Here is a 17,174-nt window from a genome sequence, read left to right on the forward strand (position 1 = left end):
CGTTCGTCCTGGTCAACGTCCTCATAGGAGTCGTCATCAGCTCCCTGGAGGAGGCCCGCGAACTGGAACGCGAACACTCCCCCACTCCTGGCACTCCGTCCGCCCCCGCCCCGATGCCCCTCCCGGCCCCGGCCCCGAACCTCGATGCGGACCTGCGCACCCGCATCGCCGTCGCCAGAAGGGCCTTGGACGACCTGGAAGCCGCCCTCCCACCCCTCCTCACCACTCACCCACCTGAGCCGGCCCTCGCACCCGCACCCGACACGGCACACCCGTAACACCGCACCCCCGCCGCAGGCCGCGAACGCCGGTGGGCCCCTCCGATGTTCCGGAGCGGGCCCACCGAACGGCTCAGGGCGTCGCACCGCTGGGAGCGGGCGCCGTGTTCTTGACCGTCAGCGGGAGCAGCTTCTTGCCCGTCGGTCCGATCTGAATACTGGTGTCGAGCTGAGGGCACACGCCGCAGTCGAAGCACGGGGTCCAGCGGCAGTCCTCGACCTCTGTCTCGTCGAGGGCGTCCTGCCAGTCCTCCCAGAGCCAGTCCTTGTCGAGACCGGAGTCGAGGTGGTCCCAGGGGAGGACCTCCTCGTAGGCGCGTTCGCGGGTGGTGTACCAGTCGACGTCCACGCCGAACTGCGCGAGGGACTTGTCGGCGCAGCGCATCCAGCGGTCGTAGGAGAAGTGCTCGCGCCAGCCGTCGAAGCGGCCGCCGTCCTCGTAGACCGCGCGGATGGCCGCGCCGACGCGGCGGTCGCCGCGGGAGAGCAGGCCCTCGATGATGCCGGGCTTGCCGTCGTGGTAGCGGAAGCCGATGGAGCGGCCGTACTTCTTGTCGCCGCGGATCTTGTCACGCAGCTTGGTCAGGCGGGCGTCCGTCCCCTCGGCCGACAGCTGCGGGGCCCACTGGAAGGGGGTGTGCGGCTTGGGGACGAAGCCGCCGATCGAGACCGTGCAGCGGATGTCGCCCGAGCCGGAGACCTCACGGCCCTTCTGGATGACGTTCATCGCCATGTCGGCGATCTGGAGGACGTCGTCGTCGGTCTCGGTGGGCAGGCCGCACATGAAGTAGAGCTTCACCTGCCGCCAGCCGTTGCCGTAGGCCGTGGCGACGGTCCTGATCAGGTCGTCCTCGGAGACCATCTTGTTGATGACCTTGCGCATGCGCTCCGAGCCGCCCTCGGGGGCGAAGGTGAGGCCGGAGCGGCGGCCGTTGCGGGTCAGCTCGTTGGCCAGGTCGACGTTGAAGGCGTCGACGCGGGTGGAGGGCAGCGAGAGGCCGATCTTGTCCTCTTCGTAGCGGTCGGCGAGGCCCTTGGCGATGTCGCCGATCTCCGAGTGGTCGGCGGAGGAGAGGGAGAGGAGGCCGACCTCCTCGAAACCGGTGGCCTTGAGGCCCTTCTCGACCATGTCGCCGATGCCGGTGATGGAGCGCTCGCGCACCGGGCGGGTGATCATGCCGGCCTGGCAGAAGCGGCAGCCGCGGGTGCAGCCGCGGAAGATCTCCACCGACATGCGCTCGTGGACCGTCTCGGCGAGCGGGACGAGGGGCTGCTTGGGGTAGGGCCACTCGTCGAGGTCCATCACCGTGTGCTTGGCGACCCGCCACGGGACGCCCGACCTGTTCGGCACGACGCGGGCGATCCTGCCGTCGGGGAGGTACTCGACGTCGTAGAAGCCCGGGACGTACACCCCGCCGGTCCTTGCCAGGCGGAAGAGGAGTTCCTCACGGCCGCCGGGGCGGCCCTCCTCCTTCCAGGCGCGGACGATCCGGGTGACCTCGAGGACGGCCTGCTCGCCGTCGCCGATGACCGCGCAGTCGATGAAGTCGGCGATCGGCTCGGGGTTGAACGCGGCGTGGCCGCCGGCCATGACGATCGGGTCGTCCAGGCCGCGGTCCTTGGCCTCGAGCGGGATGCCGGACAGGTCCAGGGCGGTGAGCATGTTGGTGTAGCCGAGCTCGGTGGAGAAGCTCAGGCCGAACACGTCGAAGGCCTTGACCGGGCGGTGGCTGTCGACCGTGAACTGGGGGACGCGGTGCTCGCGCATCAGCTCCTCCAGGTCCGGCCAGACGCTGTAGGTGCGCTCGGCGAGGACGCCGTCCTGCTCGTTGAGCACCTCGTAGAGGATCATGACGCCCTGGTTGGGCAGTCCGACCTCGTACGCGTCGGGGTACATGAGCGCCCAGCGGACGTCACAGCTGTCCCAAGGCTTGACCGTGGAGTTGAGCTCTCCGCCGACGTACTGGATCGGCTTCTGCACATGCGGGAGCAGAGCTTCGAGCTGTGGGAACACAGACTCGGCGGCTTCGGCAGGCATCTCGGAACCTTTGTGTGCGGGCTGGGGTCCCCCCGGCCGGGGCTGGGGGCGGGTGACCATCCAGCCTAACCCGATCGGGGAGATCCCCCCGCACGTCGGGCCGGGGCGGTGGACCGCTCAGAAGTCGGTGCTCTTCCTGACGGACGTCCAGGTTTCCGGGAGTGCCGCCTCGACGATCTCCGCGCGGCGTTCCTCGTGTCCGTGGAGCAGGCCGTAGGTGAAGGCGCTCTCCCCCGCCGCGTGGGCGACGGCCGACAGTTCGCGCAGGGTCCGGCGGGCCATGATGCTGTCCTGGTGGTCGCCGAGCAGGCTCTGGAGCTCCTTCATGCTCTTGACCAGGTCCTTGGCGGGGGCCTTGAGGGCCGGTCCCGCGGCCTCGGCGGCGTAGCGGGTGCGCTTGGTCTTCTTGCGGGCCTCGTGCAGGGCGACGTCGCGGTCGTGGCCGGGCGGGAGGTCCCGGGCCCGGGCGACGAGGGCGGCCACCTTGGCGAGGTCCTTGCTCACGGCCTTGGCGAGCACCTTGTCCGGGTCGCCGGCGGCCTTCTTCCGCAAGGGCGGGTCGGCCAGCAGGGTGTCGAGGGTGTCGAGCAGGGTGAGGTAGCGGCGGGAGTCGAGGACGGCGGTGACCTCGCTGTGGGCTCCGCTGTGGCCGGCCTCGGCCCAGGTGGTCAGCCGGTCGTGGACGGGGCCGTGGACGAGGGAGTCGGGCAGTTCGTCCAAGGCCGACAGCAGGCGCTCGGCGAGTACCTCCTGGTCGCGCTCCAGACCGAGTTCGGCGGCCAGCCACTTCAGGTCGACGCCGATCGGGTCGGTGGTCTTCCGGTCCAGGACGGACCGGAAGGAGCGGAAGGTGCTGCGCAGGCGGCGGGTGGCGACCCGCATGCGGTGTACGGAGTCGGGTACGCCCTGGCGTACGGCGGGGTCGAGTTCGACGAGTGCGTCCCGCTGGGCGCGGACGTAGGCGAGGACGTGGTCGCCGGCGGTGACGGGTGTGCCGACCGGCCGTGTCCTGTGCTTCCGCTTCGGCGCGGCGGTCGGTGCGATCGCGGGCGCGGGGGCGGATTCCTCGATCAGGTGCGCCTTCACGGGCGGTGCGGTCTCGGCGAGGGCCCGCGCCAGTTTGGAGGGCGACTTCGAGGGGCGGACGCCCGCCTTGCGAAGCCGTTTGTCGATCTTGTCGAGGAAGGCGGGGTCGCCGTCGTCGGCGAGTTCGACCTCGATCTCGGTCCATCGGGCGGTGCCGCCCTCGCCGGTGAGACGTTCGGCGTGCACGGTGTCGACGCTGATCTCGGCGAGGAGCCGGCCGGCGCCGTCGAGGAGGTGGCGCAGGTCCCGGTCGGAGCGCAGCCGGACCACGGGGCTCAGTTCGGCGTGGCGGACACGGGAGCGGACGAGCCGGGCGAGGCTCTCCGGGACGGTGTCGGAGAGCGGGGCGTGGATCTCGTCGCGCACTCCGGGGGCCACGGGGAACTTCAGGTGCCAGCCGGCGTCGGAGCCGCCGGTGCGCCTGCGGAGGGTGAGGGAGGCGGCGGCGAGGCGTTCGTCGGCGGTGTCGTAGTAGAGGGCGTCGAGGTGGGCCACGCCCCGGTCGACGATGGACTCGAGACCGGGGACACCGGTCAGGTCGGGGAGTCCGCTGTCGCCGGACTCGTACTTTCGCTCGACTTCTCGTTTTGTGTCCGCCATGACCCGAATCTACTCGTCGCCGGTGGTCTCACCCTCCGGTTTCCCCGGCCGGTGCCGGGGAAACCGGGGCGGACGACGGACGAGGATGCCTGGGGCCCGAGTTGGCCGGGCCGGCCGGGTCGGTCGGCCCGGCCGGGTCACGCGGACAGCGGGCGTTGCAGTCTGATCGACTGCAGGAGGCCCACGGCCAGCCACACCGCGAACATCGACGAACCGCCGTAGGACACGAACGGCAGGGGCAGACCGGTGACCGGCATGATGCCGAGGGTCATGCCAATGTTCTCGAAGGACTGGAAGGCGAACCAGGCGACGATGCCGGCGGCGACGATGGTGCCGTACAGGTCGGTGGTGTCGCGGGCGATGCGGCAGGCGCGCCACAGGATGATGCCGAGCAGGACGATGATGAGCCCGCCCCCGACGAAGCCGAGTTCCTCTCCGGCGACAGTGAAGACGAAGTCGGTCTGCTGCTCGGGCACGAACTGGCCGGTGGTCTGCGAGCCTTCGAAGAGCCCGGAGCCGGTGAGACCGCCGGAGCCGATGGCGATGCGGGCCTGGTTGGTGTTGTAGCCGACGCCGGCGGGGTCGAGTTCGGGGTTGGCGAAGGCGGCGAAGCGGTTGATCTGGTACTCGTCGAGCACCCCGAGCTGCCAGACGGTGATCGCGCCGATCGCGCCGGTGCCGATCAGCCCGAAGACCCACCGGTTGGAGGCGCCGGAGGCGAGCAGCACGCCGAGCACGATGACGACCATGACCATGACCGACCCGAGGTCGGGCATCAGCATCACGATCAGCATGGGGACGGTGGCCAGGCCCAGTGCCTGGAGGACCGTGCGGTGGTCGGGGTAGGGCTTGTCGCCCGCGTCGACCCGGGCGGCGAGCAGCACCGCCATGCCCAGGATGATCGTGAGCTTCACGAACTCGGAGGGCTGGATGGAGAAGCCGCCGCCGAGCTTGATCCAGGAGTGGGCGCCGTTGATGGTGGAGCCCAGTGGAGTGAGCACCAGCAGGATCAGCATGACCGAGAGACCGTAGAGGACCGGCACGGCGGTGCGCAGGGCGCGGTGGCCGAGCCAGAGCATGGCGATCATCAGGGCCAGGCCGATGCCGGTGTTCAGCCAGTGCCGGACCAGGAAGTAGTACGGGTCGCCCTGGTTGATCTCGGTGCGGTTCCGGGTCGCCGAGAAGACCAGGAGGGAGCCGAGCAGCGACAGGGCGATCGCGGCCATCAGTATCGGCCAGTCGAGGCGCCGGGCCAGGGAGTCGCGGGCGAAGAGCCGCGTCCAGCCGGCCCGCTCGGGCCCGTATCCGGAGACGTGGAAGCTGTTGACTCCGCCGGTCATGTCGTCGCCCTCCGGCCTGCCGCGCGGCGCGCCCGGAGGGCGCCGCGCCGACGCCCGCCGGCCGGCCGTCCGTCCTCCTGGCGTCCGTCGCCCGTCCGTCCGTCACCGGACGGTCGGTCGCCCCGTCTGCCACCGCCCCGCCGTGCGCCGCCCCGCCGTGCGTCGCGGCGGCGGGTGTCGCGGTTGGCGGGCGGGGGCGTGGTCGTGGTCGCGTCCTGGTCCTGGTCCTGGGCCTGGCCGTCGGCGGGTGCCTGCTCGTCCTCCTCGGCGGCCCGCTGATCCTTGGCCGGGTCCTTGGAGATCTTCGGGGAGACGATGGTGCCGTCCGTCCTGACCTTGGGCAGCGTCTTCTGCGGGGTGGGCAGCAGTGCCTTCTTCTCGTCGATGACACCGTCCGGGGAGACGCCGTACAGCGCGTTGTAGATGTTGCGCACGGCGGGGCCCGAGGCGCCGGAGCCGGTACCACCCTGGGCGATCGTCATGACGACCGAGTAGTCCTTGGTGTAGGTGGCGAACCAGGAGGTGGTCTGCTTTCCGTAGACCTCCGCGGTACCGGTCTTGGCGTGCATCGGGATCTCGTCCTGCGGCCAGCCGCCGAACCGCCAGGCGGCCGTACCGCGGGTGGCGACTCCCTCGAGGGCTCCGTCTATTTCCGCGAGGGTCTTCTTGGTCACCGGCAGCTTGCTCTGCGCCTCGGGCTCGATCTTCGTGACCCGCTTGCCGTCGGGGCTGATGACGGCCTTGCCGACGGTGGGCCGGTAGAGCGTGCCGCCGTTGGCGAGGGCCGCGTAGACGGAGGCCATCTGGATGGGGGTGACGAGGGTGTCGCCCTGGCCGATGGAGTAGTTGACGGAGTCACCGGCGCGCAGGCGGTTGCCTTCGAGGCAGTTCTCGTAGGCGATCTGCTCGACGTAGCTGCCGCCCTTCTTGCCGGACTTGCACCAGGCGTCCTTGTTGGCCTTCCAGTAGTCGAGCTTCCACTGGCGGTCGGGGACGCGGCCGGTGACCTCGTTGGGCAGGTCGATGCCGGTCAGCTCGCCGAGACCGAACTGGTGGGAGGTCTTGTAGAACCAGTCCTTGGCGTTCTTCTTCGGCTTGTTGCCGCCGTCGCGCTTCCACTCCTCGTGGGAGAGGCGGTAGAAGACGGTGTCGCAGGAGACCTCGAGGGCACGGCCGAGGCTGATGGCGCCGTGGCTCTGGGACTCGAAGTTCTTGAAGACCTGGCCGCCGATGGAGTACGAGCTGGAGCACTCGTAGGGCCCGTTGAAGGAGTACCCGGCGTTGACCGCGGCGGCGGTCGGGATGACCTTGAAGATGGAGCCGGGTGCCGACTGGCCCTGGATGGCGCGGTTCAGCAGCGGGTAGTTGGAGTCCTTGCCGGTGAGGCTGGCGTAGTCCTTGCCGGAGATGCCGCCGACCCAGGCGTTGGGGTCGTAGCTCGGGTTGGAGGCCATCGCGACGACCCGGCCGGTCTTGGCCTCCATGACGACGACGGCGCCCGAGTCGGCCTCGTAGAGGCGGTTGGTGTTGCGGTCCATCTCCTTGCGGGCCTGCTTCATCGCCTCGTTCAGCTCGTACTCGGCGATCCGCTGGACACGGGCGTCGATGCTGGTGACGAGGTTGGCGCCGGGTTCGGCGGCGTCGGCCTCGGCCTCGCCGATGACCCGGCCGAGGTTGTCGACCTCGTAGCGGGTGACGCCGGCCTTGCCGCGCAGCTCCTTGTCGTACTCGCGCTCGAGGCCGGAGCGGCCGACCTGGTCGGAGCGCAGGTACGGCGACTCGGTGTCCTGCGCCTTCTGGAGTTCCTCGTCGGTGACGGGCGAGAGGTAGCCGAGGACCTGGGCGGTGTTGGCCTGCCCGGGGGCGGCGTACCGGCGTACGGCCTGGGGCTCGGCGGTGATGCCGGGGAAGTCCTCGGTGCGCTCGCGGATCTGCAGGGCCTGCTTGGCGGTGGCCTCGTCGGTGATGGGGATGGGCTGGTAGGGCGAGCCGTTCCAGCAGGGCTGGGGGGTCTTGGCGTCGCACAGCCGGACCTTCTCGATGACCTCCTTGGCGGGCATGCCGAGGACACCGGCGAGCTTGGTGAGGACCGCCTTGCCGTCGTCCCGCATCTTCATGAGGTCGGTGCGGGAGGCGGAGACGACCAGCCGGGTCTCGTTGTCGGCGAGGGCCACTCCGCGGGCGTCCAGGATGGAGCCGCGGACCGCGGGCTGGACGACCTGCTGGACGTGGTTGCCGGAGGCCTTTTTGGCGTACTCGGCGCCCTCGCGGATCTGGAGGTACCACAGGCGCCCGCCGAGGGTGCCGAGGAGGGAGAGAACGAGGACCTGGATGACGACGAGCCGGATCTGGACCCGTGTGCTGCGCCCGGTCTCGGGAATGTTGGTCACGCGGCTTCCTCCCCCTCTCCGTGCGCGTACGACGGTGCGTGTACGAGTGATACGTGTGCGACCGCTGCGTGTGCGAGTGCTGCGTGTACGACTGCTGTGTGTGCGACCGCTGCGTGTGCGACCGCTGCGTGTGCGAGTGCTGTGTGTGCGACCGCTGCGTGTGCGACCGCTGCGTGTGCGAGTGATGAACGGCGGGGCCGCCCGGCGGGGTTCCGCCGCCGTTCACCCTTTCCGGTGAAGTCCCGCGAGGTCACAGCCGCTTCACCCCTTTGATGCGGCCCGCGCGGGCCACCCGGGCCCGCGCCGCCTTCGCGCGAAGGCCCCGCTGGGCGCCGATGCGCAGCCCGGTGCCGCCGGCGCTCCAGCCGGAGGCGAGGTCCGCGGACTTGGCGGAGTTGTTCTCGGCGAGCGGATCGTTCTCCGCGCGGCGGGCCAGGGCCATGACACCGGGAACGACGAACGGGGCGAGCAGCAGGTCGTACAGGGCGGCGCTGAAGAGCAGCCCGCCGAGGCCGACATGGCGGGCGGCGGTGTCACCGACGAGGGCACCGACGCCGGCATAGAGCAGGGTGGAACCGACCGCGGCGGCGACCACCACGGCCATGGGGCCGGTCGCCGATCTCACTTGGCCGGACTCGGGCTTGACCAGCCCGGCGAGGTAGCCGATGACGCACAGCACGAGGGCGTAGCGGCCGACGGCGTGGTCGGCGGGCGGGGCGAGGTCGGCGAGGAGCCCGGCGCCGAAGCCGATGAGGGCGCCGCCGACATGACCGTAGACCAGGGCGAGGCCGAGGACGGTGAGGAGGAGCAGGTCGGGAACGGCACCCGGGAGGTGGAGGCGGGCGAGGACGCTCACCTGGATCATCAGGGCGACGACGATCAGCGAGCTGGAGAGCAGGATCCGGTTGACGCGCATGGGGTGACAGCTCCTACTGCTCTTGCTGGTCCTGGCCGCCGGCCGGGGCTGACGGGGTGACGGTCACCGTGACGGTCGGCGTGGGTGTGGGCTTCGGCTTCTTGGGCAGCACCGTGTCGCGCGGGTCCTTCTTCGGGGCCTGGACGACGACGCCGACGATGTCGAGCTTGGTGAAGCCCACGAACGGCGTGACGTAGAGGGTGCGGGTGAGGTCACCGCCGGAGGGGTCGACGCGGGAGACGGTGCCGACGGGGACGCCGGGCACGAACGGCTTGTCGGCCTGGGAGCCGAAGGTGACCAGCCGGTCGCCCTTCTTGATCTCGGCCTTGCCGTTGAGGAGTTCGACGCGCAGGGGCCGGTCGCCCTGGCCGGAGGCGAAACCGAGTTCGTCGCCGGCCTCCATGCGGGTGCCCACGGTGAAGTCGGGGTCGTTGGCGAGCAGCACGGTGGCGGTGTGCGGGCCGACGGTGGTGACCCGGCCGACGAGTCCGTCGCCGTTGAGGACGGTCATGTCGCGCTCGATGCCGTCGTCGGCGCCGACGTCGATGGTGATGGTCCAGGAGAAGCCCTGGGCCGCTCCTATGGCGATGACCTGGGCGCCCTTGATGCCGTACTGGCCCTGGCCGGCGACCTTCAGCATCTTGTCGAGCTGCTTGGTTCTGCTGCGGTTGCGGTCGTCGCTGCCGAGTTCGGCCTTGAGCGCGGTGTTCTCCCGCTCGAGTTCGGCGAGCCGGTCGTTCCGGTCGCCGGAGTCACGGACTGCGGTGACCGCGTTGCCGATCGGGTCGACCGCGCCGGACACTCCGTTCTCGATCGGGCCGAAGACCGTGGCCGCGGCCTGCCGGGCACCGTCGACCGGTGAATCCTCTCCGCCGCGGATGTCCACCGTGATCAGTGCGAAAGCGGTGGTGATCAGCAGCACCAGGAGCAGCCGGCTCTCTCGTGTGTCCCTCACGTGCGGCGGCCGTGCCTTCCTCGTCGAAACGGGTAGCGAGAACAGGAGTCTTCAGGAGTCGTAAGGGGTCGTCAGAGGTGGTCAGGAATCCGGGGGTCTACGGGAACTGTCAAAAAAGTATGGGTGGAGCTCATGTCTCTATATCAACGATCCGCCGTACGAGAGGAGATCGTCCCGTACGGCGGAATCGAAGAGCTGTGTCATCTGCGCGGCTGGGCGTCCAGCACCTTCTGGAGTGCCTCGAACTCCTCGACGCACTTTCCGGAACCGAGCGCCACGCTGTCCAGCGGGTCCTCGGCGATGTGGATGGGCATGCCCGTCTCCCGGCGCAGCCGCTCGTCCATCCCGCGCAGCAGAGCGCCGCCGCCGGTCAGCACGATGCCCCGGTCCATGATGTCGCCGGACAGTTCCGGCGGGCACTTGTCGAGGGTGGTCTTGACGGCGTCCACGATCGAGTTGACGGGCTCCTCGATCGCCTTGCGGACTTCGGCGGCGGAGATGACCACGGTTTTGGGCAGCCCGGAGACAAGGTCCCGGCCGCGGATCTCGGTGTGTTCGTCGGTGTCGAGGTCGTACGCCGAACCAATGGTGATCTTGATCTGCTCGGCCGAGCGCTCACCCAGCAGAAGGGAGTACTCCTTCTTGATGTGCTGGATGATCGCGTTGTCCAGTTCGTCGCCCGCGACCCGGATGGACTGGGCGGTGACGATGCCGCCGAGGGAGATGACCGCGACCTCCGTGGTGCCGCCGCCGATGTCCACCACCATGTTGCCCGTGGCCTCGTGGACCGGCAGGCCGGAACCGATGGCCGCGGCCATGGGCTCCTCGATGATGTGCACCTGGCGGGCGCCGGCCTGGGACGACGCCTCGATGACGGCACGGCGCTCCACACCCGTGATGCCGGAGGGCACGCAGACGACGACCCGCGGGCGGGCCAGATGCCGCCGCTTGTGGATCTTCAGGATGAAGTAGCGGAGCATCCGCTCGGTGATCTCGAAGTCGGCGATGACGCCGTCCTTCAGCGGACGGACGGCAACGATGTTGCCGGGGGTGCGCCCGATCATCTTCTTCGCTTCGGACCCGACCGCGAGGATGCCACCGGTATTGGTGTTGATCGCGACGACGGACGGCTCATTGAGTACGATTCCGCGACCCCTGACGTACACCAGCGTGTTGGCGGTCCCGAGGTCGACAGCCATGTCACGGCCGATGAACGACATAGAGTTCCCCATGAGGATTCGTCTGGCCTTCCCACTGGCTTTTGAGGGCTTTTCAGGTAGGCGAGGTGGGTGCGGTGACGCGAAGGCTTCCATCGTAGACGCGCCTTCGCGAACACGGCGCGAGGGTCTTCGCCATTGTCATCAGATGGCGGGTCCCGTTGCTTGTGGAGACGGGCCATCGGGGGCACTCGTTCCCCCGAACGCCGCTCGCATGTCGAAAAGGTCTGGGGGCAAAGCCCCCAGACCGTCGCCAGGCGGCCAAAACCGCAGCCCATGGCCGCTATGCGATTGTTATGCACGGCCTGGGCGGGTGATCGTCGCGCGTGGCCTTCGCACCACTTGTCGTACGCGTGTTGTAGGCAACCGTTGTACGCGTTCGTTATGCGCGGCGGTTACGCCACGTAGACCTACGCGGGCGTTCGATACGCCCGGTCGATACGCCCGGTCGTCACGCACGCGGTGATCGGCGGGCGCGGCGACACGAACGGCCGACACGAACGGCCGATACGAACGGTGGTGCCCGCGACCGTCAGACGTGGCCCGGGAAGAAGATCTTCACCTCGCGCTCGGCGGACTCCTCGGAGTCGGAGGCGTGGATCAGGTTCTCCCGGACGATGACACCGAAGTCCCCGCGGATCGAGCCCGGGGCCGCGGCGACCGGGTCGGTCGGGCCGGCCAGTTGGCGCACGCCCTCGATGACCCGCTCACCCTCGACGATCATCGCCACGACCGGGCCGGAGGCCATGAACTCCATCAGCGGCTCGTAGAAAGGCTTGCCCTTGTGCTCGCCGTAGTGCTGCTCCAGCGTGTCCTGGTCGAGGGTGCGCAGCTCCAGCGCGGTGAGCTGCCAGCCGGCCTTGCGCTCGATGCGGCTGATGATCTCGCCGGTCAGGCCACGACGGACGGCGTCGGGCTTGAGAAGGACGAGGGTGCGCTGGGTCACGGCGGAGCTCCTTATGTTTCAAGGGTGGTGCGGGATTCTCTGAAGGTTACCGGGCAGGGTTCTGCGCCTGTCACGCAGCGTCAGGCTGATCGGTGCGGGCGGCGAACCGGGCCTTCGCCTCGTCGATCTTCCGCCCGTAGTGGACCGAGGCCCACCACAGCACCGCGAACAGCGCGCCCAGGACGAACATCATCGGGACGACGACGCCGGAGGCGATCAGGGCGATCTGCAGGGCCCAGCCGAGGGCGACGCCGCCGGGGCGGGTGATCATCCCGCACAGTGCCACGGACAGGAACATGGCGATGCCGCAGACCGTCCACACGGTGCCCATCGTCAGGTCCGGGTCCTTCATCGCGACCAGTCCGGCGAAACCGATGAGGAAGAACTCGCCGATCAGGGTCGACGCGCAGAGTGTACGCACGGGGTCTCAGTCCTTCCCCAGAAGCAGTCGGGCCTCGCCGACCGTGATGACGGAACCGGTGACGAGCACACCGGCGCCGGTGAACTCGCCCTCCTCCTCGGCGAGCGTGATCGCCGCCTCCAGCGCGTCGGGCAGCCGGGGTTCGACCTGGACGCGGTCCTCGCCGAACACCTCGACGGCGATCCCCGCCAGCTCGTCGGCGTCCATCGCGCGGTGGCTGGAGTTCTGCGTGACGACGACCTCGGCGAAGACCGGCTCGAAGGCCTCCAGCAGCCCGCGCACGTTCTTGTCGCCGCTCGCGCCGACCACGCCGATGAGCCGGCTGAACTGGAACGCCTCCCCGATCGCCCCGGCCACGGCCCGCCCGCCCGCCGGGTTGTGGGCGGCGTCCAGCACGACGGTGGGCGACCGGCGTACGACCTCCAGCCGACCCGGGGAGGCGACGGCGGCGAAGGCCTTGCGGACGGTGTCGATGTCCAGCGGCTCGGCGCGCTGGGCGCCGACGCCGAAGAACGCCTCCACGGCGGCGAGCGCCACGGCGGCGTTGTGCGCCTGGTGGGCGCCGTGCAGCGGCAGGTACACCTCGGGGTACTCGCCGCCCAGGCCGCGCAGGGTCACCTGCTGGCCGCCGACGGCGACCTGCCGGGCCACGACGCCGAACTCCAGCCCTTCCCGGGCCACGGTCGCGTCGGTCTCGACGGCCTTCCTCAGCAGCACCTGGGCCGCGTCGACCGGCTGCTGGGCCATGATCACCGTCGCGCCCGGCTTGATGATGCCGGCCTTCTCGGCGGCGATCTCGGCGGGCGTGGTGCCGAGCCGGTCGGTGTGGTCGAGGTCGATCGGCATGACCACGGCGACGCCGGCGTCGATCACGTTGGTGGCGTCCCAGCTGCCGCCCATGCCGACCTCGACGACGGCGGCGTCCACCGGCGCGTCGGCGAAGGCCGCGTACGCCATGCCGGTGAGCACCTCGAAGAAGGACAGCCGGTGCTCCTGCCGGTCGTCGACCATCTCGACGTACGGCGCGATGTCCCGGTACGTCTCCACGAACCGCTCGGCGGAGACCGGCGCGCCGTCGAGGCTGATCCGCTCGGTGACCGACTGGACGTGCGGCGAGGTGTAGCGCCCGGTGCGCAGTTCGAAGGCGCCGAGGAGGGCCTCGATCATGCGGGCGGTGGACGTCTTGCCGTTGGTGCCGGTGATGTGGATCGACGGGTACGCGCGCTGCGGCTCGCCCAGGACGTCCATCAGCGCGGCGACCCGGTCGAGGGACGGCTCCAGCTTGGTCTCGCCCCAGCGGGTCGCCAGCTCTCCCTCGACCTCCCGCAGCGCCTGGGCGACCTCGGGGTCCTGTGGCCGCGCGGGCACGTCGGACTCGGGCGGGCCGCCCTGCGTGCGCAGGGTGCGGCTGCCGGCTTCGATCACCGCGAGGTCGGGGTCCCGGTGGGTCTCCGCCTCGACGATCTCCTCGAAGGGATCGAGAGGGTAGAGGGGGTCCGGCCGGTCGTCGGGGTCGTCGTGGTTGCCGTTCGGGGGGAGGTCGCTCACGGGGCCAGTCTACGTATCCGCCCGCATCCGCCCCACGGCAGCCGAAAGCCCCCGGAACCGCTCGGGCTCCGGGGGCTTTCGAGGACGTGGGGCGGCCGGGGGCCAGGGTCTTTCGTTCGGATCGGGCCGGATCAGGGAGCGGGGTCCTGGGGGCCCCTCCCTGTTCGAGCGGAGCCGAGAACTTGGGGGAGCGTGCCTCGCAAGGCGGAGGAGGGAGCCGAGTGGGGTCTCCCCTGCTCGAGCGGAGTCGAGAGCTTGGGGAAGGAGCCCTGGGGACCGACGACAACGCGGCGAGGCGCGGTGCCGGACCCCGCGAGCCCGGCCCGATCCGATCCGATCCGAACGAGAGGCCCTAGGCCTTCGGGAGCCGCTCCAGCTGGGCCCCGATGCGGGCGATGTCCTCGTCCGCCTTGGCCAGGCGCGTACGGATCTTGTCGACCACGTGGTCGGGGGCCTTCGCCAGGAACGCCTCGTTGCCCAGCTTGGCCTCCGCCTGCTGGCGCTCCTTCTGCGCGGCCGCGAGGTCCTTGGTGAGGCGCTTGCGCTCCGCCTCGAAGTCGATCACCCCGGACAGGTCCAGGGCGACCTCGACGCCCGCCACCGGCAGGGTCGCCGTCGCGGTGAACGCGTCGCCCTCCGGCTGCAGGCGCAGCAGCTGCCGGATCGCCGCCTCGTGCGGGGCGAGCGCCGAGCCGTCGAGGGAGAGCCGGGCGGGGACCCGCTGGCCGGGCTGCAGGCCCTGGTCGGCGCGGAAGCGGCGGACCTCGGTGATGACGGACTGGAGGGTCTCGATCTCCCGCTCGGCGCCGGCGTCCCGGAATCCGCCCGGTGCGTCAGCACCAGGAACGGACACAGCCTTGGGCCAGTCGGCGATGACGACCGACTCGCCGCCGGTCAGCGTCGTCCACAGCGTCTCGGTGACGAACGGGACCACCGGGTGCAGCAGCCGCAGCGTGACGTCCAGGACCTCGCCGAGGACCCGCTTGCTGACCTCGGCCGGCTCGCCGCCCGCCTGGAACGTCGTCTTGGACAGCTCGACGTACCAGTCGAAGACCTCGTCCCACGCGAAGTGGAACAGGGCGTCGGACAGCTTGGCGAACTGGAAGTCGTCGTAGTGCGCGTCGACTTCGGCGACGACCGAGTTCAGCCGGGAGAGGATCCAGCGGTCGGTGGACGACATCTTCGACGCGTCCGGCAGCGGGCCGTCCACCGTCGCGCCGTTCATCAGGGCGAAGCGGGTCGCGTTCCAGATCTTGTTGGCGAAGTTGCGGGAGCCCTGGACCCAGTCCTCGCCGATCGGCACGTCGACGCCCGGGTTGGCGCCGCGCGCCAGCGTGAAGCGCAGGGCGTCGCTGCCGTACTTGTCCATCCAGTCCAGCGGGTTGACCGCGTTGCCGAAGGACTTCGACATCTTCTTGCCGAACTGGTCGCGGACCATGCCGTGCAGGGCGATGGTGTGGAACGGCGGGGTGCCGTCCATCGCGTACAGGCCGAACATCATCATCCGGGCGACCCAGAAGAAGAGGATGTCGTAGCCGGTGACCAGGACGGAGTTCGGGTAGAACTTCGCGAGCGATTCGGTCTGTTCGGGCCAGCCCAGCGTCGAGAAGGGCCACAGGCCGGAGGAGAACCAGGTGTCGAGGACGTCGGTGTCCTGGTGCCAGCCCTCGCCGCTGGGCGCCTCGTCGTCGGGGCCGACGCAGACGACCTCGCCGTCGGGGCCGTACCAGACGGGAATCCGGTGGCCCCACCACAGCTGCCGGGAGATGCACCAGTCGTGGAGGTTGTCGACCCAGTCGAAGTACCGCTTCTCCATCTCCTGCGGGTGGATCTTGACCCTGCCGTCGCGGACGGCGTCGCCGGCGGCCTTCGCCAGCGGGCCGACCTTGACCCACCACTGCATGGACAGCCGAGGCTCGACGGTGGTCTTGCAGCGCGAGCAGTGGCCGACGCTGTGGACGTAGGGCCGCTTCTCGGCGACGATCCGGCCCTCGGCGCGCAGCGCGGCGACGATGGCGGAGCGGGCCTCGAGCCGGTCCAGGCCCTGGAAGGGGCCGTGGACGGTGATGACGGCGTGCTCGTCCATCACGGTGAGGGACGGCAGGTCGTGGCGGCGGCCGATCTCGAAGTCGTTCGGGTCGTGGGCCGGGGTCACCTTGACGGCGCCGGTGCCGAACTCGGGGTCGACGTGCTCGTCGGCGACGACCGGGATGGAACGCTCGGTCAGCGGCAGCGTGATGAGCTTGCCGATCAGGTGCTTGTACCGCTCGTCCTCGGGGTGGACGGCGACGGCCGTGTCGCCGAGCATCGTCTCGGCGCGGGTGGTGGCGACGACGATGGTGTCGTCCCCGTCGCCGTACTTCATGGAGACGAGTTCGCCGTCGTCGTCCTGGTACTCGACCTCGATGTCCGAGATGGCGGTCAGACAGCGCGGGCACCAGTTGATGATGCGCTCGGCGCGGTAGATCAGCTCGTCGTCGTAGAGCCGCTTGAAGATGGTCTGGACGGCCTGGGACAGCCCCTCGTCCATGGTGAAGCGCTCGCGCGACCAGGCGACGCCGTCGCCGAGGCGGCGCATCTGCCCGGAGATCTGGCCGCCGGACTCGCCCTTCCACTGCCAGACCCGCTCGACGAAGGCCTCCCGGCCGAGGTCGTGCCGGGACTTGCCCTCCTTGCCGAGCTCCCGCTCGACGACGTTCTGCGTGGCGATGCCGGCGTGGTCCATGCCGGGCTGCCACAGCGTCTCGAAGCCCTGCATGCGCTTGCGGCGGGTCAGGGCGTCGATGAGGGTGTGCTCGAAGGCGTGGCCGAGGTGCAGGCTGCCCGTGACGTTCGGCGGGGGGATGACGACGGTGTACGGGGGCTTGTCGCTCTTCGCGTCCGCCTCGAAATAGCCCCGCTCCACCCAGCGCTCGTACAGCGGCCCCTCTACGTCGGCCGGCGCGTACTGGGTCGGCAGTTCGGAGGTGGGCGGCTGCGGCTGCTGAGAGTTCTCGGTCACGCGCCTCAGTTTAGAGGTGTCACGGCCCAGTCCCGAAACGCGATTCCTTTGTAACGGTGCACCCCCCGGCGGACTGATCACGCCGGAGCTGAGACAGGATGTCAGCGACACATAAGCTTCTGGAGGGGAACCCAGAAAATGAGCCACAACCAGCCGGGCCCGTACGGCGGGCAGCCCCAGCAGCCCGGACCGTACGGTCAGCCGGGTCCCTACGGCCAGCAGCCGCAGGCTCCGCAGCCCGGCTACGGTTACCCCCCGCAGGCTCCGCCGCCCGGCCAGCCCGGGTACGGCTACCCGCCCCAGCCCGGCCAGGGTGTCCCGCCGCAGCAGCCCCCGTACGGGGCCTGGCCGTACGGGGGCTGCTGCGGCGGGACACCCTGGCCGGGCTGGGGCGGGTAGCCGTACCCGGGCTGGCCGGGCGGCGGAGCCTGCGGGGGG

General features: G+C 70.1%; 11 protein-coding genes and 1 pseudogene. 1 reads left to right on the forward strand and 11 read right to left on the reverse strand.

The annotated features are described in order from the left end of the window. Nucleotides 1-278, forward strand: a pseudogene (locus tag AOK11_RS25390) (ion transporter); the annotation flags it as partial. Nucleotides 279-351: 73 nt separating this feature from the next. Here AOK11_RS25390 and AOK11_RS25395 read toward each other — a convergent pair. The 11 genes from AOK11_RS25395 to AOK11_RS25445 form a co-directional block, all read right to left on the reverse strand. Continuing rightward, nucleotides 352-2,316 carry a TIGR03960 family B12-binding radical SAM protein gene (locus AOK11_RS25395; protein WP_055596050.1) on the reverse strand — a complete coding sequence of 655 codons (1,965 nt, stop codon included), beginning with the start codon at nucleotides 2,314-2,316 and terminating at the stop codon, nucleotides 352-354. 117 nt (nucleotides 2,317-2,433) lie between these two features. After that, entirely contained in the window at nucleotides 2,434-4,002 is a 1,569-nt protein-coding gene (locus tag AOK11_RS25400; protein ID WP_055596051.1) for a CYTH and CHAD domain-containing protein, read from the reverse strand. Nucleotides 4,003-4,139: 137 nt separating this feature from the next. Beyond that, nucleotides 4,140-5,342 (reverse strand): rod shape-determining protein RodA, encoded by a 1,203-nt coding sequence (gene rodA / locus AOK11_RS25405; RefSeq protein WP_055596052.1) that lies wholly within the window; start codon nucleotides 5,340-5,342, stop codon nucleotides 4,140-4,142. Further along, entirely contained in the window at nucleotides 5,339-7,732 is a 2,394-nt protein-coding gene (gene mrdA / locus AOK11_RS25410) for a penicillin-binding protein 2 (protein ID WP_055596053.1), read from the reverse strand. The genes rodA and mrdA overlap by 4 nt, the downstream gene beginning before the upstream one ends. Nucleotides 7,733-7,982: 250 nt before the next feature. Continuing rightward, nucleotides 7,983-8,648, reverse strand: coding sequence for a rod shape-determining protein MreD (gene mreD / locus AOK11_RS25415; protein WP_055596054.1), 666 nt, complete (start codon nucleotides 8,646-8,648; stop codon nucleotides 7,983-7,985). Between the two features lie 13 nt (nucleotides 8,649-8,661). Next, nucleotides 8,662-9,603, reverse strand: a complete 942-nt coding sequence (mreC, locus tag AOK11_RS25420) for a rod shape-determining protein MreC (RefSeq protein ID WP_055596055.1) — start codon at nucleotides 9,601-9,603, stop codon at nucleotides 8,662-8,664. Between the two features lie 200 nt (nucleotides 9,604-9,803). Continuing rightward, nucleotides 9,804-10,823 carry a rod shape-determining protein gene (locus AOK11_RS25425; RefSeq protein ID WP_055596056.1) on the reverse strand — a complete coding sequence of 340 codons (1,020 nt, stop codon included), beginning with the start codon at nucleotides 10,821-10,823 and terminating at the stop codon, nucleotides 9,804-9,806. 529 nt (nucleotides 10,824-11,352) lie between these two features. Next, nucleotides 11,353-11,766, reverse strand: coding sequence for a nucleoside-diphosphate kinase (ndk, locus tag AOK11_RS25430; protein ID WP_055596057.1), 414 nt, complete (start codon nucleotides 11,764-11,766; stop codon nucleotides 11,353-11,355). 70 nt (nucleotides 11,767-11,836) lie between these two features. After that, a complete protein-coding gene (locus AOK11_RS25435) occupies nucleotides 11,837-12,187 on the reverse strand; it encodes a DUF4233 domain-containing protein (RefSeq protein WP_055596058.1) in 351 nt (116 codons plus the stop codon). A 6-nt stretch (nucleotides 12,188-12,193) separates the two neighbouring features. Continuing rightward, nucleotides 12,194-13,735 (reverse strand): bifunctional tetrahydrofolate synthase/dihydrofolate synthase, encoded by a 1,542-nt coding sequence (gene folC, locus AOK11_RS25440; RefSeq protein ID WP_055596059.1) that lies wholly within the window; start codon nucleotides 13,733-13,735, stop codon nucleotides 12,194-12,196. Nucleotides 13,736-14,087: 352 nt separating this feature from the next. Next, nucleotides 14,088-16,736: a valine--tRNA ligase gene (locus tag AOK11_RS25445; RefSeq protein ID WP_055596060.1), complete on the reverse strand. Its 2,649-nt coding sequence runs from the start codon at nucleotides 16,734-16,736 to the stop codon at nucleotides 14,088-14,090. Between the last annotated feature and the right edge of the window lie 438 nt (nucleotides 16,737-17,174).

Source organism: Streptomyces hirsutus, from assembly GCF_001418415.1.
GTDB lineage: Bacteria > Actinomycetota > Actinomycetes > Streptomycetales > Streptomycetaceae > Streptomyces > Streptomyces hirsutus.

Excerpts from the sequence above, each read along its gene's own strand:
- AOK11_RS25400 (WP_055596051.1), bottom strand. The coding sequence starts at position 4,002 with ATGGCGGACACAAAACGAGAAGTCGAGCGAAAGTACGAGTCCGGCGAC.
- AOK11_RS25395 (WP_055596050.1), bottom strand. The coding sequence starts at position 2,316 with ATGCCTGCCGAAGCCGCCGAGTCTGTGTTCCCACAGCTCGAAGCTCTG.
- mreD (WP_055596054.1), bottom strand. The coding sequence starts at position 8,648 with ATGCGCGTCAACCGGATCCTGCTCTCCAGCTCGCTGATCGTCGTCGCC.
- AOK11_RS25425 (WP_055596056.1), bottom strand. The coding sequence starts at position 10,823 with ATGTCGTTCATCGGCCGTGACATGGCTGTCGACCTCGGGACCGCCAAC.
- rodA (WP_055596052.1), bottom strand. The coding sequence starts at position 5,342 with ATGACCGGCGGAGTCAACAGCTTCCACGTCTCCGGATACGGGCCCGAG.